The organism is Sandaracinus amylolyticus, assembly GCF_021631985.1.
Lineage (GTDB): Bacteria > Myxococcota_A > Polyangia > Polyangiales > Sandaracinaceae > Sandaracinus > Sandaracinus amylolyticus_A.
This window is the reverse complement of record NZ_CP070225.1, coordinates 2,683,799-2,704,199: the sequence shown is the minus strand read 5'-3', so window position 1 is coordinate 2,704,199 and position 20,401 is coordinate 2,683,799. Positions and strand designations below refer to the sequence as shown.

Genomic DNA, 20,401 nt, shown 5'->3' with positions numbered 1-20,401 from the left:
TCATCGAAGAATCAGGCGACCGAGAGCTGGATCCCGAGGGCCTGGCGAAGGCGGAAGTACTCCTCGCTCACCGAGAAGAGCACGAGCTCCTTCACCTTCTCCTTCGGCGCCAGATCCACCGGGCCCGCCGGGCCGAGCGCCGTGACCATGCGCGCGGCGGTCTCCAGATCGTTGCAGATCAGGAAGCCCGCGCGGCACGCCGTGAGCTCGACACACTGCAGCCAGCGCTTGATGTCGGTGCGCGCGCCCGCCTCGAGGAAGCGCTTGCCGAGCGAGCGCAGCGCGTCGATCTGCGCGGCGTTGAGCTTCGGCGCGAGGGTCTGCACCGTCGTCTGGATCGCGGGATCGTTCGCCGGCACGAGACCGGCGATCGCGAGGCCCGCCATCAGCACCGTCTTCAGCTCCGAGTTCGACGGGAGCAGCGTGCGGATGAAGTGCTCACCGCGGTAGTCGCTGAGGTGACGACCGCAGACGAACATCAGATCCTGCGGCTGGAAGCCCTGCAGCAGCGTCGATCCGCAGAGCGATGCCTGCGGCCACACCGGCAGGTGCGTGAGGCCGCCGGGCACGTCCTGTCGCAGGAAGAGCCGCGGCGACTGCATGCCGAGCACCTGCGCCACGAACCCATAGGTGCGCGCGAGGGTCACGGTGCTGTTCGCCGGATCGACCTGGTACTTGGGCGCGAGGTTCGCGTCCTTGTCGGCCTTGCCCTTCAGGCTGAGCACCGCGGGCCAGATCACCTCGAAGATCTTCGACGTGACGAGGTCCTGGTCCGGATGCGCCAGATCCTTCAGCCAGCGCTCGTTGTCGAGGCGCGAGCTCGGACGGATCGGGCCCTTCTGGCGGTACTGCTCGAAGAACTGGTTCTGCTCGGCGTCGGCCTTCTTGAGGAAGACCAGCGTCGACGCGAGGCACCACGCCTTGTCGTACTGGCGCGCGTCGAAATAGAGCTTGTAGAGCGCCTGGTACGAGTCGACGCGATACGGGTCCTGACGGAGCAGCCACTGGTGCTCCGCGATCGCGTCGTCGGTGCGGCCCGGGATCACCGCGTAGAGCTCCGCGAGGATCTGGTGCTCCTGCGCGTTGTCGGGCTGGTACGCGAGCGCGATCTTGAACACGTCGACCGCCTGCTCGGGCTGCTTCATGCGGTCGCGGTAGATGACGCCGAGCGCGTGCGCGAGGTTGAACTTGAGGTCCGTGTCGGTCGAGTCCTTCAGGCGAAGGAGCATCTTCCGGTACGCACGCTCGAGCTGCTTCCAGTCCTTCTTCGCGTTGAGGATCTTGTTGATCGCCTCGAACGCCTTGAGCTGCGTCGAGTCGAGATCGAGCGACTTGTTGAAGTAGTCGATCGCCCGGTCGAGGTCCTTGACGTCGTCTCGGAGGATGACGGCGATCGTGTACGCGTACTTCGACTTCGACGCGGCGCGGTCGTCGAGATCGCTGACCCGCTGGATGATCTCGATCGCCGGCTCCGACTGCTTGGTGCTCATGTAGAGCATCAGCAGCTTGTGGAGGATCTTGTGATCCTTCGGACGCATCTCGGCCGCGTCCGCGTAGCTCTCGATCGACTTCTGCGGGTTCTTCAGCTTCTCGTTCCAGAGATCGCCGATCTCGTCGAGCATCGTGAAGCGCTCGTCACCGTCGAGCTGCTCGAGGATCTTCTTCTTGAAGTGGATCACCTGCTCCCAGTCGCTGCTCGACTGGTAGAGGCCGACCACTGCCTCGAGCGTCGGACGATGCTGCGCGTCCTCCTCGAGCGCCTTGTCGAACATGTTGAGCGCCTTGCGGCGATCACCCTGCTCGCGCTTGACCACGCCGAGCTTGAAGAAGACGTCGGTGATCTCGTCCTTCGCGAGCGCGTCGCGGTGGTGGACGAGGAGCATCTGGTAGTACTTGAACGCCTGGTCCCAGTTCGACGCCTGGAAGTAGGCGCTCGAGAGCGCGAGCAGCGTGGGCAGGTGCTGCTGATCGAGCTGCGACGCCTTGCTCAGCGCCTTGATCGCCGCGTCGGTGTCGCCGGTCTTCAGCGCCGCTTCACCGAGCATGAACGCGAGGCGGTGCTGCTCCGACGCGTCGCGCTTCGCCGAGCGCTTCACGAGCGCGTCGAGGAGCGGCACGGCGTCCGCCCAGCGCTGCGTCTTCGTGTACTCCTCGGCGAGCGGGAGCGACGCGTCCTCGTTGTCCGCGTCCTGCTTGAGCGCGGCCTCCCACACGTTGATCGCGCGGTCGTGCTCGTCGAGACGCTCGTCATAGAGACGACCGAGCTCGACGAGCAGCTTCGCGACCAGGCGGGGCTGCTGCTGGTACTGCGACTCCTGCTCGAGCACCTTCGCGGCCGCGAGCCAGTCGCCCGAGTCGAGGTGGATCTTCCGCATCGCCTCGAGCGACGCGAGGTGCCCCGGCTCGACGTCGAGCGCGCTCTGGTACTGGTCGACCGCCGCGCTCCGATCGCCGAGCTGCTCGTCGAGCAGCTTGCCCATGCGGAAGCGCAGATCGACGACCTGCTGCGGATCGTTCAGCAGCCGCGAGAGCTGCTGCATCGTGTCGAACGCCTGGCCGTGATCACCGCGGCGCTCGTAGATCTTCGAGAGCGCCTCGAGCGCACGCGCGTTGTTCGAGTTCAGCGAGAGGATGTTCAGGTACGCGTCGACCGCGCGATCGAGATCGCTCAGCTCGACCGAGAACACGTCGCCGATCGCGAGATACAGCTCCTGCTTCTCGTTGCGATCCGGCGTCGCCGAGACGTGGCGCTCGTACGTGTCGATGAGCTGATCCCACCGCTGCATGTTGCGGTAGAGGCGCTCGAGGCCACGCAGCGCAGCGTCGTTGCCCGAGTCGATCTCGACGACCTTCTCGAGGCGCTCCGCCGCCTTGTCGGGCTTGACGAACTCCTCCTCCCACATCGACGCGACGCGCAGGAGGATCGTGATGCGCTCCTTCTCGGTCGTGACGACCTCGAACTGGCGCTCGAGGATGTTGAGCAGGTCCTGCCAGCGCTCACGCTGCGCGTAGAGACGCTCGAGGCCCTTCAGCGCACGGAGGTTGAGTCCGTCCGCCTCGAGCACCTGGCGGTACGTCTCGATCGCCTCTTCGACGTTGCCGAGACGGTCTTCGTAGGTCTCCGCGACTGCGAGCTTCGCCTCGATCAGCGCCTCGGCGTCCGAGAGCGCGCCGACCTTGCGCTGCTGGATGTCGAGGAGCGACTCCCACTCCTGACCGTTGCGATAGACCTTCTCGAGCGCCTCGAGCCCGGGCACGTAGCTCGGGTCGGCGTCGACGGCCTGCAGGTAGTAGCTGCGGGCCTGATCCGCGATGTTGAGGTGCGTCTCGCAGAGCTCACCCATCTGCACGAAGGTCTCGGCCTTCACGCGCGGGTCGTTGGTGAGCCCGACGATGATCCCCAGCGTCTGCGCGAGCAGCTGCCACTGCTGCGTGCTGCGATAGAGATCCGCGAGCTGCTGCTGCGCCGGGACGTTGCCCGGATCGAGCTGCTGGATCTGCTGGTAGTACGGGATCGCGTACTCGGGGTGACCGAGCTCGAGCGAGTACCACTTCGCGCAGCGCAGACAGATCGCGATCTTGACGTTCGGATCGGTCGTCGCGGTGAGCGCGGTGTTCGCCGTGTTGAGGAGGTCGTTCCACTTCCGCGTCGCGGCAGTGACCTTCTCGAGATCGTCGGCGGTCTTCTTGTCGGTGTAGTCCTCCTCCCACGCGAGGAGGAGCGTGTCGAAGGCCTGCAGCTTGTCGTCGAGGCGCTGGTCCTGGACCTCGGCGATGCGACGCAGGAGATCCACGCGCTCCGCGGTGCTCTCCGCGGTCTCGGTGCGCGTGATGAACATCTCGACGAGGTTCTCCCAGCGTCCGGCGGCGCGGTGGAGCTCGTCGAGCTTCGCGAAGGCGTACTCGTGGCGCGGGTCGAGGCCGAGGATGCGCTCGTACGCGCTCGTGCCGCGGTCGGGCTGCTCCTGCTTCTCCGCCCAGGTCTGGGCGATCGCGAGGAGCACGGTGATCTTCTGCTCCTCGTCGTCGAGCCCGTCGACGCGGCGCTCCATCACCTGGACCTTGTCGACCCACTGCGACTCGCTCGAGTGGATGCCCTCGAGGGCGTCCATCGCGGCGAAGTTGCGCGGGTTCAGATCGAGCGCCTTGTTGTAGGCGTCGACCGCGTCCATCGGCTGCTGCAGCGTGCGCTCGTAGAGCTCGCCGAGCTGCATGTAGACGGTCTCGAGCGTCCCGTCGTCGAGCGTCGCCGCGCCCACGTCGATCACGCGGTGCAGCGTGTCGACGAGGTCCTGCGTGTGACCGGCCGCGCGGTGGATCTCCGCGAGCGCGAAGAGCGCGGTCGTGTTCGTCGGATCGATGTCGAGGACGCGCTGCCAGTTGTCGACGGCGTTGCGCTCGTTGCGGAGCTTCGCGTACCAGACGCGACCGAGGTCGCTGAAGATCTGCACGCGCTGCTCGTCCTCGAGGACGATCGCCGCCTCGCGGTCGAGGATGTCGACGAGCTCGGTCCAGCGCTCGCCCTTCGCGAAGAGCTCACCGAGCGCGTTGAGCGCCTCGTGATCCTCGCCGCGCAGCTCGAGCACGTCCTTCCAGAGCTGGATGGAGCGCGCGTCGTCGCCGAGGTGATCCTCGGCCACGCGCGCCATCTTCGCGAGCACGTCCGCGCGGCCGGTGTCGCCGAGAGCGACCTTCAGCTCGCGATCGAACGTCGCGTAGAGACTCGTCCAGTCCTGCTTCTCGACGTAGATGTTCGCGAGGGACTTGATCGATCCCTCGTGCTCCGCGTCGAGACGATCGAGCACGTGCGTGTAGACGCCGACCGCCTCGTCGATGCGCCCGAGATCGTTCTCGAGCACCTGCGCGCGGCGGAAGTGCAGCTCGATCAGATCGCGCGGATCTTCGGTCGCCGTGATGCGCTTCGCGAGGATCTCCTGGAGCGCCTCGCTCGCGCCGTGCTCGCTGTAGATGCGATCGAGCGACTCGAGCGACTCGTGCTCCTTCGGCGACGCGCCGAGCACGAAGAGGTGCGCCTCGACCGCGCGCTGGATGTCGCCGACTTCCGTCTCGTACACGCGCGCGAGACGCTTGCCGACCGGCACGCGGACCTCGGCGGTCGCGCGCTGCTCGAGCACGTCCGCGAGCGTGCTCGCGAGCTGCTCCCAGTTGCCGAGCTGGCCCGCGAGACGCTCGGTCTCCGCGGTCGACTGCTCGTTGAGCGGATCCTCGAGGAGCACACGCTGGTGCCACTCGAACGCGATCTGCGGCTCGGCCGCGCGATCCTCGGCGATCTCCGCCACGCGGTGCATCATCGCGACGCGCTCGTGTGCGTCGCTCTGGTGCTCGAGCAGCGCCTGCTGCACGCCGATGAGGCGCTCCCACGCCTCCTGCATGCGGTAGAGCGGCTCGAGGATCTCGCCGATCACGAGCGGCTGCACGCCCTCGGCGAAGAGGCCCTCGAGCGCGTCGAGCGCGGGCGCGTGCTCCGGCGCGGCGGCGAGGATCTCCTTGTACTGCTCGATCGCGCGATCGACCTGGCCGAGGTGCAGCTGGTGCACCTGACCGAGGCGGAACTGCAGATCGAGCATCGCCTCGGGGCTCGCCGCGAGCTGGATCTCCTTCGCGAGCGTCGTCGCGAGCTCACCCCAGCGCGAGGTCGCCTCGTACAGACGATCGAGTGCTTCGATCGCCTGCTGGTGCGTCTCGTCGGCGGCCGCGACGACGTTGTAGCGAACGATCGCCGAGTCGACGTCGCCGAGCTGCACCTCGTAGAGCTGCGCGACGCGCAGCGCGAGCTCGACGCGGCGGTCGGGCTGATCCGCGAGCTTCTCGACCTCGATGTCGTAGAGCCGTGCGACCTCGCCGAACGCATCGAGATCACCGGCGAGGCGCTCGAGGTTCGTGAGCGTGTCGGGATCGCCGTTGTCGAACGGCAGCGCGCGCGCGTACGCGTCGAACGCAGCGCGAGCGCTCTCGAGCTGGATCTCCTGCAGCTGCGCGATTCGGTGGAGGAGCTCGACCTTCTGTCGCGCGTCCTCGGCGTGCGCGGCCTGCACCTCGAGGACCGCGACGAGCTTCGCCCACTCGCCGAACTGCTGGTAGATCGGCTCGAGCACGAGCGCGGCCGCGACCGGCAGCTTGCGCGCCGCGATCATCGCCTCGAGCGCGTCGAGCGTGGGCTGGTGATCCGGCGCGACGCCGAGGATCTCCTGGTAGCCCTCGACCGCGCGCGCCGCGTCGTCGAGCTTGTGGTCGTAGAGATCGGCGATGCGGAACCGGTACGAGATGACCTCGTTCGGATCGCTCGCGAGCTCTGCCTCGCGCTCGAGGATCGAGCGCAGCTCCTGCCAGTTGCCCGCCGCCTGATAGAGCGCGTCGAGGCGCCCGATCGCCATCAGGTCGTCGGGATCGATCTCGAGGATGCGCTGGTAGGTGTCGATCGCCTTCGCGCCGTCGTTGAGCTCGCGCTCGTAGACCGCGCCGACCTCGAGGTAGAGGCGCTTCTTCTCGTCGGGATCGACGACGACGTCCGCCTTGCGCGTGTAGACGTCGAGCAGCTCCGACCACTTCTCGAGCTTCAGGTAGTTCTCGACGAGCTTGTCGAGCGCCTGGAGATCCTCGGAGTCGACGTCGAGGACCTTCTTGTAGACGTCGATCGCGTCGGTCGGACGCTCGAGCAGATCCTCGTGGATCGCCGCCGCGCGGAAGAGGTGCTCCTTCTGCTCGTCGGGCGACTCGAGCATCGCCGCCTTCACGAGGAGGATGTGCGCGAGGGGCTCGTAGCGCTCGGTCTGCTGGAAGAGCCGCTCGAGCGAGCTCGCCGCGCCGAGGTGCGTCGCGTCGAGATCGAGCACGCGCTGGTGGTGCGCGATCGCGGTCTCGACGTCCGCGAGGTTGTCCTCGCGGATCTGCGCCGCCTTCGTGAGCAGGTGCGTCGCGAGGGGCACTTCCTCCTCGCTCGGACGACCGCTCTCGTTCTCCTCGTAGAAGCGCGCGACGCGGTGCTCGTACACCGCCGCGAGCGCGTCGTAGTCGCCGGTCATCCCGGCGATGCGCTCGAGCTGCTCCTGCGTGGTCGCATTGCTCGCGTCCTCGCCGAGCGCGCGCGCGAAGCTCTCGAACGCCTTCGGTGCGTCGTCGAGCGCGATCTCGTAGAGCTCCGCGATGCGGTGCAGCAGCTCGACGCGGCGCTCCGAGGCGCTCGCGATCGTCGCCTGGATCTCGTGGATCCCGATCAGCTTCGCGAACTCGTTCGCGTCGCGATAGAGCGGCTCGAGGATCTCGGTGATCACCGGCTGGTGCGCCGGCGTCGCGAGCAGGCGCTCGAGCGCCGCGAGCGCCTCCGCGTTGGCCGCGTCGCGCTCGAGCACCTCGCGGTAGATCTCGATCGCCGCCTCGACCGCGCTCATGCGGGTCTCGCGCAGCGACGCGAGGCGCAGCATCAGCCGCGTCTGCTCCTCGGGCTCCTCCGAGATCGTCAGCTGACGGCCGATGTTGTCGGCGAGATCGCTCCAGAGCTCCTGCTTCTCGAAGAGCCGATCGAGCGACGAGAGCGCGGTGCGGCTCGTCGGATCGAGCTCGAGGATCTCGCGGTAGATCGAGATCGCGCTCGCCGGCTCACCGAGCATCTGCTCGTGGATGTCGGCGACCTGCGAGAGCAGCTGCTCCTGCGTCGCGAGCTCGCCCGAGAGCTCCGCTTTGCGGCGCAGCACGCCGACGAGATCGCGATAGCGCTCGGTGCGGCGATAGAGCTCGTCGAGCGCGTCGAGGACCTCGGCGTCGCCCGGCTCCTGATCGAGCACCTTCGCGTACGCGGCGACCGCCGCGTCCACCGCGCCGAGCTGCGCGTCGTGCATGCGCGCCGCGCGGATCCAGAGACGACGCGCGAGCGCGGGATCGCCCGCGTCACCCGCGAGCTCCTCGACGAGCTTCACGAGCTCGGCGAACCACGTGTGCTCGAGCGCGATCGCCTCGAGGCGCTCCAGCGTCTCCTCGTGCTCCGGCACCGCGCGCAGACCGCGCGAATACGCGCCGAACGCCTGCTTCGCGTCCTCGAGCTGGACGAGCGCGACCTCGCCGACCTTCGTCAGGAGCTCGAGCTTGCGCTCGCCTTCCTGCGCGGTGCCGACGAGCACCTCGAGCGCGCGGATCAGCGACGTCCAGTCGCCGCGCACCTCGTAGATCGGCTCGAGGATCTGCGCCGCGGCGCCGCCGAGCTTCGCGTCGCTCAGCATCGCCTCGAGCGCGAGGCGACCGCCGTCGTGCTCGGGGACGATCGTCACGACCTCGCGCAGCAGCTCGAGCGCCTTCGCCTTGTCGTCGAGGTGCAGCTCGCTGACGCGCGCGAGACGGAACTTGAGGGACGCGAGCTCTTCGTCGCTCGCAGGACCGAGATCGATCCGGCGCTCGAGCGTCGCCGCGAGATCGCTGTAACGGTTCTGCTTCTCGAAGAGCGCGTCGAGCGCGCGATACGCGTCCTGCTCCTCGTCGCCCCACTCCGCGAGGATCGACTGGTACGCCTCGATCGCCTTGTCGGCGTCGGCGATCTCGGTCTCGAGCAGCGAGGCCCGCCCGTACGCCATGCGGCGGCGCGCGTCGGGATCCTGCTCGAGCTCCATGCGGCGGTCGTAGACCTCGAGGAGATCCGAGTGACGGCCGGTCTGGCGATACAGGCGCTCGAGCGCCTCGATCGCGCCCATGTGATCGCTGCGCGCGTCGTAGACCGCGCGGTACTGCGCGATGCTCTCGTCGATCTGCCCGACCTGCTCGAGCACCGCGCCGAGGCTGAGGCGCAGCTCGATCTGCGCGTCCTCGTCGGTGCCGCTCTCGATCGCCTTGCGGTAGGTCGCGATCACCTGCGACCAGCCGTCGACGCCAGGCGCGAGCCGCGCGACGTCCTCGCGCAGCACCTCGCGCATCGGATCGAGCGCGAACGCCTCGAGGAAGCGCGCGAACGCGTCCTGCGGACGGCGCAGCTTCTCCTCGTAGAGCACCGCGACCTCGCGGAGCAGCACGATGCGCTCCTCGGGATCCTGCACGTGCCCGAGGCGCACTTCGATCACGCCCGCGAGCTTCTTCGCGTCACCCGCCGCCTCGTAGAGCGGCGCGAGCGCGACCGCCGCGTCGTGGCTCGTCGGATCGAGGTCGAGGACCTTCTCGTACGCACGCGCGGCGCGGTCGGCCTTCTCCGACTGCATCCACAGGCGTGCGACGCGGAACATCAGATCGATCTGCTCCGCCGCCGGCGCGTCCTTGTTGCCGGCCTCGCGCTCGAGCGTGCGGATGAGCTCGTCGATCTTCCCGGTGGCCTGGTAGAAGCCCTCGAGATCGTCCCACGCCTTCAGCGCGACGTAGCGACGCTTGAGCTGCTCCTGCGCGCGGCGATCGTCGGGGTCGATCGCGAGCAGACGCTGGAACGCGCTGACCGCACCGCGATCGTCGTTCAGCTTGTCGGCGTAGATCATGCCGAGCTTCGTGAGCAGCGCCTTCTGCTCCTCCGCGCCCGACACGTGCGCCGACTGCTTCTCGAGCACGTCGGCGAGCGGCTGCCACTCGCGCGCACGCTCGTAGAGGCCCGCGAGCGCGCCGAGCGCGTCCGCGTTCTCCCCGTCGTAGCGGAGGACCTTCTGCCAGAGATCGATGCAGATCTCGGGCTTGCGCAGACGCTCGGTCGCGAGCTGCGCCATCTCGATGTACCGGAGGCCGCGATCAGCGGGATCGAGCAGCTCGGCCTCGCGCTCCATCGCGCGGACCAGCTTCTCCCAATCGCGACGCTTCTCGTACATCTCCTTGAGAGACGTCAGCGCCTCGATGTTGTGCTGATCGAGCTCGATCACCTGCTCGAAGCACTTGATGGCCTCGGCCTGGTTCGAGCTCTTCTCGAGGTACATCTGACCGGCCTGCGAGAGCAGTCCGATCTTGTCGCCCGGCTCGACGACGATCTCGGCCTTCGCGAGGATGCTCTTGATCACGTCGGACCATCGCTTCTGGCCCTCGAACTTCGTGATCGCCTCGTCGAGCTCGGCGAGCCGCGCCCGATCCTGATCCGACAGCTCTCGCGTCACCTGCTGATTCCCCGCGTCCACTCTGACCTCCCGAGACCGACCCTCATCCGCGCGCTGCGAGTCCGATGCTCATGGACTCGAATGCTCGATTCGAGCACACGAGTCCGAGCACCGTTGTTTCGAGAGCGCGCTCAGGGGCCCTCGAGTTGGCCCAGGCGATCCTGGGCGGCCTTGAGGTAGTGCGCCGGCGCCTCGGCACCGGCGAGATCGATGTACCGCTTGAGGTATCGACGAGCCTCTTCGCGGTTGTTCTGGAGCCCGTACGTCCAACCGAGCGAGAAGAGAGCTTCGCGCATCGCCGGCTGGATCTGCAGCGCGGCGCGGAACTGCTCGACCGCACCATCGTAGTTGCGCTGCTGCTGATAGACGGTGCCGAGCAGGTGGTGCAGCTCCGCCTCGTCCTCGGTCCCCGGGATCACGACCTGGAGGCCCGCCTGCAGCACCTGCACGGCCTCGCCCTGATAGCCGAGATCTGCGTAGAGACGGCCGAGCGCGCGATAGCCCTGGATGAAGCGCGGGCCCTCACGAACGGCCTGGTCGTAGCGCTGCAGCGCGGTCTGCGGATCGTCCTGGCGCTCCGCGATCTGACCGAGCTTGTAGTAGGCCTTGAACAGGTGGGTATCGATCTCGATCGCGCGCTCGAACGACTCGCGCGCCTGATCCCACTGCTCGAGCTCCATCAGCACCGTGCCGAGCTTCTCGTGATAGCCGGCAGCTTGAGGATTGATGTCGATCGCACGACGGAGATCATCGGCAGCGGCATCGAAGCGCTGCATCTCCATGTGCACGATCGCGAGGTTCCAATATGCCTGGTCGTTCGTGGGATCGATCGCCGCAGCGCTCTGCAGCTTCTCGACCGCAGCGAGGTACTGCTTCTGCGCGGCGAGCACGACACCTTCGTTCATCCGCGTCAGCGACTCCACGCGGGCGCGCGAGCACTGACCACCGACCAACGAGACCATGACAAACGCCGCGAGGGCGACCGCTCGAAGCCGACTCATTCACTCCTCCCGGACACGGAGAGGTTGCGATACTACGTGAGCGTCGCGTCGCGTCTCAAGGGCAAACGCAAGCCGAAAACCCGAGCGACCGAGCTATTGATCGAGTCGACGGAACGCGAACGGGGCAGGTCCTCTCGGACCCGCCCCGCTCCTCGTCCTTGGGTAGCCTGCCTACCCGATCGAATCAGCCCGAGCTGTCGAGCACGAACGGGTAGTTGACGCCGACCACGCCGCCGCCGTCGGGCGCCGGGAAGGTCCAGCGACGAACTGCCTGCGTGACGCAGCCTTCGACGCGCGCGTTGCTCAGCGTGGTGTTCGACACCGTCGCGGTCTGCACCGCGCCGGTCGCCGAGATGATGAAGCTGACCGTGATGCGGCCCGCGAGATCGGGACGGTTCGCGAGCTCCTGCTCGTAGCAGAACCGGACCTCGTTGATGTGACGGCGGATGACGCGGCGGATGACCTCGCGCGAGAGCGAGCCGCGGACGTCCGCGTCACCGGTGCGGATACGCGGAACCGTCGAGCGACGACCGCTGAACCCACCCGCGCCGCTGCCGTAGCCGGAGCCCGTGCCGGTGCCCGCGCCGTGGCCGATCGTGCCGAGGTTGCCGAGACCGATCGTGCCTTCGCCGGTGCCGCCGCCGCCGCGACCGGTGCCGCGGAGACCGAGGCCGCCGAAGCCGAAGTTCGAGCCGATCTGATCACCCATCAGGGCGCCGAGCGCGCTCATGGGATCGCTGCCGAGCGCAGTGTCCTGGCCGTACGGCGACGTCGGCGAGTTCCACGCGCCGGTCATCGCCTGGAGGACGCCGATCGCGCCGGCCGTCGCCGCCTGCTCACGGGCCTCCTGACGCGCCATGTGCGGGTCCGGGTTGTCCGCGGGGCCCTCGATGCCGTAGCGGTTCTTCGACTTCTGGGCGCTCTCGTCGCCCATCTGGCCCTCGTCACCCTTGTGACGCTTGCCGGTGCCGCCCTCGGCGTCGTCCTGCTGCTCCTGCTGCTCGAGCCAGTCGGGCGTCTCCTCTTCCTGCGTCTCCGGCGGCTCCATCAGGTACTGCACGAGACGCGAGTCCGCGTTGAGCAGATCCAGCGAGAGCGACGCCGGGCGCGGCGGGAGGAAGTAGAACATCAGCAGGAACGCCGCGTGGACCGCGAGCGAGACTGCCGTCCAGGTGTGATAGCCCCAGTTGACGCTCGGGCCGCCGCCGACTCCGACGCGCTTGCCGGCCGACGTCGGCTTCACCATCCAGGTGAAGCCCTTGTACTTCACGCTCGCGAGCGCGCCCTGAGGCAGGACGTACTGCATCGCGCCCGCCATCTCGGAGCACGGCTGCAGCTTGCCGGACGCCTTGAGGTCGTCCCACGACATCGACTGCTCGCCGACCGTGACCGCGCCCTCGGCGCCCTGCGGGACGACGACGGCGCTGTTGCCGCCGACCTCGACCACGAGCGGCATGCGATCGGCGCCCAGCACCTCGCTGCCGACGAGGTAGTCGGGCGCGGCCGTCGCCGACTTCTCACCGATGTAGAACGTGCGCGGCGGCGAGAGGTGCGCGACGTGGAGGATGCTGAGGTCGCCCCACATGAGCGTGACCTCGACCGCCGTCGCAGCGCTCTCGACGTCCGCGGGGTTCACCGGAGGACCGCTCGCGGCGATGCCGTAGCGGATGTTCTCCGAGTCCTCGTCCTCGTCGTGACCGTGGCCGTGACCACCGCCGCCGTGCGCCGGCGCAGGCGTCACCGCCGCGGGCGCCGCGAACGGATTCGGCAGGGCCCCGCCCGCAGCGAACGGATTCGCCGCCGCAGCCGCAGGCGCCGCGAACGGATTCGCGACCGGCGGTGCGGGGGGCGGAGGCGGCTTCGCGGGCTCGGGCGCGGCCTTCGCGGCCACGACCTCGCTGCGCGCTGCCATCATCGTGATGTCGTCGTCGTCGCTGGCGCCCGCGGCACCGATCTCGACGACCACGCGCGTGCCGCCGAGGACGACCTCGTCGCCGTTCTGCAGCTTCGTCTTGTTGACCTTCTTGCCGTTGACGATCGTGCCCGCGGCCGAACCGAGATCGATGATGTAGATCTCGTCCGGGCCGGTGACCTCGATCACCGCGTGCATTCGAGAGACGTTCTCGTCCTCGATGCGCAGGTGGCTCGAAGGCAGCTTGCCGACCTTGATGATGTCCTGGGTCAGCGTCTCCGTGCGGACCAGCTCTTCCCCGTGGAAGATCTGGAACGTCATCGAGACCTTACCGTTCGCCTGACTCACTGCCGCCTCCTGGTAGGCACGCGGTTCCTAGAAAGGACCAGATCCAAAGACACGCTGCGGAAAAGACCCAGCACCCTCATCCACGCCCGCCGCGCCTGCCTCGGTCACTGACACCCGCTCGTCCCGCGGGTTCCAGTGAAAGTCCGACTCGGTGGAAATCGTGATGGAGAAAGCGAATCAGAGGTTCTCGACCGACTTGAGCATCTCCGGGATGAAGTGCTCACGGACGCGGATCAGCGACGCGCGGCGACCGCGACGACGCACGTTGAGGAGCTCACCATCGGGGCGAACGAGGTCGCCCTGAACGAGATCGTCCTCGAAGTCGTAGGTGGTCGCCTCGCCGTCCTGCGCGCTCGCCTGCGCCACGAACCCGCTCGCTCCGAAAGCGACGGTCATGGCGAACGCAACGGACAGGGACATCAGCAGATTGCGCATGGAGATCCTCCGAGAACCCCGCGAAATCACGGGGACGCGAGACAGCGCGACACAATACAGAAGGGCTGGCGAGACGGTCAATGGCCTTCGACGCGCGAGAACGCACGTGTTTGGGTCGCTTCACTCGACCCGTGGCGATTGCTCGCGCTGACGTGCCGCCTCCTCGATCTCGCGCGCCATTCGCTCCGCCTCGAGCTGCATGCAAGCCAGCTCGGGTTGCAGCACGACGTTGCACTCCGCGCGCTCGATGCGCCCTCGGATGCAGCCATCGGGAGTCACCCTCGATGGCCTGCGACACCGCTGACTCACCGATCTCCTGATGGCACCTCGGGCCGCGAAGAGATCGCCGCACCCACACTCGGCCGAAACGTCGGCGATTGCGGCATGAAGGTCGGCGCGGCCTCGCGCGAGACCGAGAAAACGCCGGTACAGATGGACGGCGCGCCGCGCGTCGGCCTCGCTGCCGGAACCGAAGTCATCGTAGAGGATGCCGAGGTCGTAGTAGGCCTCGGGGCGTTCGGGTGCGATCTCGATCGCCCGCTCATACGCGGCCCTCGCCTCCTCGATCCGCTGCGCGCCGCGCAACGACACGCCGAGCCCCAGCCACGCTTCGTACGCAGCAGGCCGGAGCTCGACGGCGCGTCGGTGATCGCGCTCGGCGTCTTCGTGGGCGCGAGCGGAGAGGAGGAGCGCGCCGCGCACCATCCGCGCCTCGAAGAGGTCTGCGTCGATCGCGACCGCCCGATCGAGCGCGTCGAGCGCGGCGTGCACGTTGCCGCGTGCGCTCGCGATCATGGCGCGCGCGATGAACGCCGGTGCGTGGGCCGGCGCGATCGCGAGCGCGCGATCGAGGGTCGCGTCGGCGAGGTCGAGCCGACCACGCGAGAAGTGCTCATGCGCGAGCGCGACGAGGCCTTGCTCGTCCTCGCGCAGATCGCGCGGCACCTCCGCGCTCGGGATCGTGTCCCGCGACCCAGGCTCTCGAGCCGCAATCGGAGCCGGCGTCCTCGCAACCGGCTCACGAGTCGCGACTCGCGCGCACGCCACGAGCGCGACGGCGAGGAGCAACGTTCGAACGACGACTCGCACGGCGTCCTGCACAAGGGAAAACGGCCGGCCCCTCGCGGGACCGGCCGTCTCGTCGAATCACCTGCGCGTGACGATCACTGCGCGGGCGGCGGCGTCTGGCCCTCGGGGGGCGGCGTCGCTTCCTGCTGCTGTTGCTGCTGCGCGGCCTGCGCCTCGATCTCGCGCGCCATGCGCTCCGCGTCGGCCTGCATCTGCGCGAGCTCGGCCTGGAGGCGGATGTTGCACTCGATCGCTTCGACGCGGCCCGACTGGCACGCACGACGGCGGCCGTAGCCACGCGCTGCCGCGCGGGCACGACGCGCGCTGCGACGCGCTCCGCCCTGCTGCTGCTCGTGCTCGCAGCCGCAGGTGCGGTTCACGCTCTGCACGACGTCGGCGAGCTCGGGACGGCTGCCCGCGCGCTGCGCGAAGTCGCGGTAGTACTGCTGCGCGCGGCGGAGATCCGCCTCGCTGCCACCCATGTAGTCGTTGTGGAGAAGGCCCAGGTTGAAATAGGCCTCCGGGCGATTGGCATCGATCGCGATCGCGCGCTCGTACGCCGCCTGCGCCTGCTCGGTCTGACGAAGGCCACGGAGCGCCGCGCCGAGACCGAGCCACGCGTCGTAGCTGTCGCTGCGCAGCTCGGTCGCGCGCGTGAACGCACGGCCCGCGTCCTCGTAGCCGCGGAACGAGAGCGTCAGCTCGCCGAAGTTCATGTAGGCCTCGAAGAGGTTCGGATCGAGGTTGAACGCTCGCTCGAACTTCGCGAGGGCCGCGATGATGTTGCCCTGCTGGACGTTGATGAGGCCCCAGGTGTTGTAGATCGGGGCGTATCCGCCATCGATCAGCTGCGCCTGACGGCACACGACCTCGGCGAGATCGAGCATCTGCGAGGCCTGGGCGCGACGCGCCGCCGCACGACGCGCGGCGACGGTGCTCTCGTCCTCCTGCTGCTGTTGCTGCGGCTGACCCGACGCCGCGGCCGTTCCGCCCGCGACGGTCGCCGTGCTCGCGCCACCGCTCTGCGCACGGCGGATCGCCGAGTCGAGATAGAGCAGCGCCATCTGGTTGAACGCCGGCAGGTACGACGACTGGATCGCGAGCGCGCGGCGCAGGTTGTTGAGCGCCTCCGCCTGCGTGCTGGGATCACGGCGCTGCAGGATCGCGAGGTTCGTGTAGCCCTCGGTGCAGCGCGAGTCGTCGCGCACCGCGCGCTCGAACTCCGAGCGCGCCTGCTGCACACGGCCCGCGCGATAGTGCTCGACGCCGAGCGCCACGCGCGCGCCGCAGAAGCGCTCGTTCGCCTGCAGCGTGCGGTTGTAGAACTCGCGCGCCTGATCCGCGTGGCCGCAGCGCTCGTGCGTCACGCCGATCATGTAGATCGCTTCCGTGAAGGTCCCGCCCGAGTGCTGGCTGTTGACCTGATCGAAGCGCGAGATGACGGTGGAGCACTCCTCCTCGGTCCAGCCGCCCGCGGCCGACGAGTTGAAGAGCTCCATCGCGGCCGCCCAGCGCTGGCGATCCGACTCGCTCACCGCGGTGCCCGCGGGCGTCGTCACGCCCTCGCCACCCGCAGTGCCGGGGCCGCCGGGGCCCCCACCGGGGCCTCCGCCCGCGCCACCACCGCCGCAGCCCGCGGCGATCGCGCCGAGCAGACCCGTCGCGATCGCGAGGAACATCGTGGTCCGGAGAGTACGCATCGTTCCGTTCCTTCTCGTTCTCTGTCGCCTGGGTCTCAGGTCGAGCCGCCGCCGGTGGCCGCTGCGTCACCCGATGCCGCGCCCTCGGCGTCCGCCTCTTCGGCGTCCGTCGTGAGCTCGATCGGCTCGGGCGTGGCGATCTGGTCCTGGATGAAGCTCGCGGTGCCGCGGAGCTCGGCGGCGAGCGGATAGCGCTGCGCATCGAGGCGGTTCAGCTGGACCTCGCACTGCTGCGAGAACTCGTTGAACCAGCGCACGCGCGTCGCGAGCGTGAGGCAGAACTCGAACTTGCTCATCGCCTGGCGCACCGGCGCGTTCACGCACTGGGGCTCGGTCGACTCGGGCTGACACGCGATGTCGTCGGGCGTGAACGGACGACCATCCGGGCCGGGGCCCGAGCCGTTCAGCGCGCCTTCGAGCGCGTCGACGTAGATGCCGTAGAGCTCGTCGTCACGCTCGATCTCCTCGGGGATCGGAGCGCTGCGCATGTCGTCGACGATGCGCTGGTACATCTCGCCGATGCGCGCGGCACCCGCGATCTGCCACTGCGGCACGTTGAGCTCGGCGATCAGGTTGTACGCCTGCTCCGCCGTCACGAGCGCCTCGCGCTTGCGCTGCAGCCAGGGCGCGAGGTCCTCCGTCGACCAGCGCGTGACCGAGGCCAGCGTGCGGGTCGAGGGCAGGCGCGGGAAGTGGATCGCGCGGAACTCGGCGAACCGGTACTCGGCGAGATAGAAGAGCGCTTCGCTCGTCGCGTCACGCGCACGCGCCAGCCAGAGCGAACGCTCCTCGTCGGTGCCCTCGGCGCGGTTGATCGCCTCGCCCGCACCACGCGTCCAGACCTGCGTCGCAGTGCGGAAGTAGCCCTCCGCCTGACCGCGCTCCTCGAGCTCCCACTGGGCACGGCCCATCTGCACGTTCGCGCGAATCACTTCGTGCGGCAGTGCCTGACGACCGTACTGGCGCAGGAACGAGCGGTAGTGATCGAACACGCGGCCCCAGTTGCCCTGGCGCTCGTAGATCGACCCGAGCGAGAACACGACCTGCGAGGTCTCGCGCGCACGGCTGCGGCGATAGTTGCGCTCGTAGAGACGCACGTCCTCGATGGCACGCTCTTCTTCGCCGAGACCGAGTCGGAAGAAGACTGCGTTTTCGAGCGCGGCGTGCGCGATGGCGCAGGTGCCCGCCGTGCGCTCCGCCTCGGTGCACTCCGAGCCGTCCTCACCCGGATAACGAGTGGCGAACTGCTCGTAGTAGTCCGCAGCGCGCGAGTAGATCGCGAGCGCGTGGTAGTTCGCGCCGACGAGATACACCGCGCGCTTGGCGAGCGGGCTCTCGGGGAAGCGCTCGATCAGCGTCGTACGCGCCTGGATCGCGCGGCCGAGCAGACGCGCCGCCTCGTACTCGATCGCGAGGTTGTAGATGACCTCGTCGAGCCGGCCGCACTCGCGGTACTGACGGATGATCCGGCGGTACGCGTCCGCAGCTTCGCGGTGGCGGTTCTGGCGCGCGAGCGTCTCGGCCTGGAGGCGGACGACGTCGCAGCGCAGGTTCACGACGACCTCGCAGAGGTCGGGGTGCGCATCACGCTGCTCGGGCGTGCCGCAGTAGAAGCCGTGCATCGGATCGAGCGACTGCTCGAGCTCCGTGATGCACTGCGGATTCCCCTGCCCGACGCGGGTGCCCATCATGTTGAGCGAGTCGAGGTAGAGGTTCGCCGCGAACTCGGCGAGCTCGCTGTCGCGATGGTTCCACGCGATGTCGCGGAACAGGATCGCGGCCTCTTCGAAGTGGTTCGTCTCGTAGTAGATGCGGGCGCGGCGGTACTTGACCGTCGGCAGCTCCTCGCTGTCCTGGACGAAGCACACGAAGCGCTGGAAGGCGCGCAGCATGCCCTCCTGCACCGGCGTGAACTCCTGGGGCTCGAACGTCGGCGCCGCCTCCGCCTGCTCCTGCTGAGCGCGGCGACCACGACGACCACGACGACCGCCGCGTCCGCCCTCCTCTTCCTGCTGCTCGCCGCTGCGGCCACGAACGTCGCGCTCGTTGCCCGCGTACTGCTGCTGGTAGAGGTTGTTGTAACAGAGCACCGCGGCGTACGCGGCGTCGCTCGTGAACTCACCCTGGGGGTTCAGCTCGACGACGCGATCGAAGGCCGGACCGCACTGGCTCCAGTCCTCCATGCGCCAGAGGAGCTCCGCGTAGAAGTACGAGACGCGGTAGGTCGTCGGCCAGTCCCGGCGATCGATGTCCGGGAACTCCATCCCGTCCATGTCGGGGAAAGTGTCCAGCGTCAGCCGGTACAGCTGCGACGCCTGGTTCATCGTGTTCCGGTCGTTCGTACCGGGCTGCTCGTCGGTGCCGATCGCCTCGCGGTGCCACGCCGTCGAGAGCTCGACGAGGACCGACGCGGTCGCACTGCGGCACTCGTTGAGCGCCTCCTGCGGGTGCGACTGCTGACGATAGGTGTTGTACATGTCGATCAGGCGGCGGATCTCCGTCACCTGCTCGGGCTTCGGCCGAGACGACACGATCGCGTTCGTGACGCGAGACTGCCAGTAACAGAGCCTGTCGCTACTGGCCTGCTCCGCCATCAGCTCGTGATAGATGCCGATGGTCTCGGGCCATTGACCGGTGTCGTAGTAGAGCTCGCCCAGCGCTTCGAGCATCTCGTACGCTTGGGCGTCGTTCTCCGCGTATCGTCGGAAGAACTGCAGCGCTTGGTTCGGTCGACCGACGCGGGCGTAGGGCAGCACCATCTCGCGGCGCGACTGGCGCGCGAGGTTCGCGGCGTCACGCGCGTCCGGGTTCTGCGTCGCGAACTCGACGGTTCGCGCGAACTGCTGCAGCGCGCCGCGGAAGTCCTCGAGGTTGTAGAGCGCCCAGGCCTGCTTGTAGAGCGCGTAGCCGTAGACCGGGTTGCGCTCCGGCGGGAACTCCGTGACCTTCGTATAGAACTGCTGGGCCTCGCGCATCTGGCCCTCGCCGAAGTAGTACTCGGCGAACGAGAGATACGCGTACGGGATGAAGCGCGACTCCGGATATCCCTTGATCAGCCGGAAGTAGACCTGTCGCGCGCGCTCGAACTGGCGCATTTCCTCGAGGCCGAAGGCCAGCGAGAAGAGCACCTCGTCCATGCGCGAGTAGTTCGGATAGTTCTGGACCAGGCGCGCATACGTGCGGATCGCCGCCTGTCGCGCCTCGTCGAGGTGGCCATTGGCCTCCTGACGCTGGCGCTGCAGCTGCTGCAGCTGATCGCGATTGCCCGACTGCTCCGCCTCGAAGATCGGCTGGTCGAGCGAGCCGGCACGAGTGCGCCAGTAGGTCTGGAGCTCGAAGTAGGTCTCCGCGAGACGAAGGAGGTAGTCGGCGCCGCGCGGATCGTCGTCGCGCATGCGGCCGATGATTCGCTCCGTCGTCTGCACCTCGCGGTTGAGGAGATCGAGCGCGCGCGCCGCGACCGCCTCACGACCACGCGCGGTCGCCGCGTCGATCTCGATCGACGGACCGGTCGGGCCCTGCTTCTTCTCCTCTTCGCGACGCTTCGTCTGCGTCAGGTGCGTCGCCGGCGCCGACGCGCCCGCACCGGCGCGCTGGCTCGGAGGCGGTGCGCCCGTCGGGCACTCGTCGACGCGCTGTCGCGCCGCGGGCGACATGCACATACCGCCCCACGCGGGCGACGACGAACGCGCACCTTCTTGCGCGCCGACCGCGAGCGGCAGCCCGCCTGCGATCAACGACGCGACCGCGAGGAGTGCCAGCCGGGAGCCGCGCCCCGGCGTTCGATTGCGACCCATCCTTGCCACCCTTCTTGCTCTCTCGAGGAGGGGATTCGTCTCAAGCGACTCGAACAAAAGCGTGCCGGCGATCTTA

At 68.3% G+C, this 20,401-nt stretch carries 7 protein-coding genes; all 7 read right to left on the bottom strand.

The window, feature by feature from the left end; all coding sequences use genetic code 11:
• Window positions 1–11: 11 nt before the first annotated feature.
• The 7 genes from I5071_RS11160 to I5071_RS11130 all read right to left on the bottom strand — a co-directional run bounded on the left by I5071_RS11160 (window position 12) and on the right by I5071_RS11130 (window position 20,325).
• Complete coding sequence (locus I5071_RS11160) at window positions 12–10,085, bottom strand: tetratricopeptide repeat protein (RefSeq protein ID WP_236605414.1); 10,074 nt, start codon at window positions 10,083–10,085, stop codon at window positions 12–14.
• 110 nt (window positions 10,086–10,195) lie between these two features.
• Window positions 10,196–11,065: a tetratricopeptide repeat protein gene (locus I5071_RS11155; protein WP_083457554.1), complete on the bottom strand. Its 870-nt coding sequence runs from the start codon at window positions 11,063–11,065 to the stop codon at window positions 10,196–10,198.
• A gap of 184 nt (window positions 11,066–11,249) precedes the next feature.
• A complete protein-coding gene (locus tag I5071_RS11150) occupies window positions 11,250–13,298 on the bottom strand; it encodes an AgmX/PglI C-terminal domain-containing protein (RefSeq protein WP_236605413.1) in 2,049 nt (682 codons plus the stop codon).
• A gap of 204 nt (window positions 13,299–13,502) precedes the next feature.
• On the bottom strand, window positions 13,503–13,721 hold the full coding sequence (locus I5071_RS11145) for a hypothetical protein (protein WP_236605412.1): 219 nt from the start codon (window positions 13,719–13,721) through the stop codon (window positions 13,503–13,505).
• A gap of 159 nt (window positions 13,722–13,880) precedes the next feature.
• Window positions 13,881–14,555: a tetratricopeptide repeat protein gene (locus I5071_RS11140; RefSeq protein WP_419249632.1), complete on the bottom strand. Its 675-nt coding sequence runs from the start codon at window positions 14,553–14,555 to the stop codon at window positions 13,881–13,883.
• A gap of 368 nt (window positions 14,556–14,923) precedes the next feature.
• Window positions 14,924–16,528, bottom strand: a complete 1,605-nt coding sequence (locus tag I5071_RS11135) for a tetratricopeptide repeat protein (protein ID WP_236605410.1) — start codon at window positions 16,526–16,528, stop codon at window positions 14,924–14,926.
• Window positions 16,529–16,563: 35 nt separating this feature from the next.
• Window positions 16,564–20,325, bottom strand: a complete 3,762-nt coding sequence (locus I5071_RS11130) for a tetratricopeptide repeat protein (protein ID WP_236605409.1) — start codon at window positions 20,323–20,325, stop codon at window positions 16,564–16,566.
• Window positions 20,326–20,401 lie beyond the last annotated feature (76 nt).

Excerpts from the sequence above, each read along its gene's own strand:
- I5071_RS11140 (WP_419249632.1), bottom strand. The coding sequence starts at position 14,555 with ATGATCGCGAGCGCACGCGGCAACGTGCACGCCGCGCTCGACGCGCTC.
- I5071_RS11135 (WP_236605410.1), bottom strand. The coding sequence starts at position 16,528 with ATGCGTACTCTCCGGACCACGATGTTCCTCGCGATCGCGACGGGTCTG.
- I5071_RS11150 (WP_236605413.1), bottom strand. The coding sequence starts at position 13,298 with ATGACGTTCCAGATCTTCCACGGGGAAGAGCTGGTCCGCACGGAGACG.
- I5071_RS11130 (WP_236605409.1), bottom strand. The coding sequence starts at position 20,325 with ATGGGTCGCAATCGAACGCCGGGGCGCGGCTCCCGGCTGGCACTCCTC.
- I5071_RS11145 (WP_236605412.1), bottom strand. The coding sequence starts at position 13,721 with ATGACCGTCGCTTTCGGAGCGAGCGGGTTCGTGGCGCAGGCGAGCGCG.
- I5071_RS11155 (WP_083457554.1), bottom strand. The coding sequence starts at position 11,065 with ATGAGTCGGCTTCGAGCGGTCGCCCTCGCGGCGTTTGTCATGGTCTCG.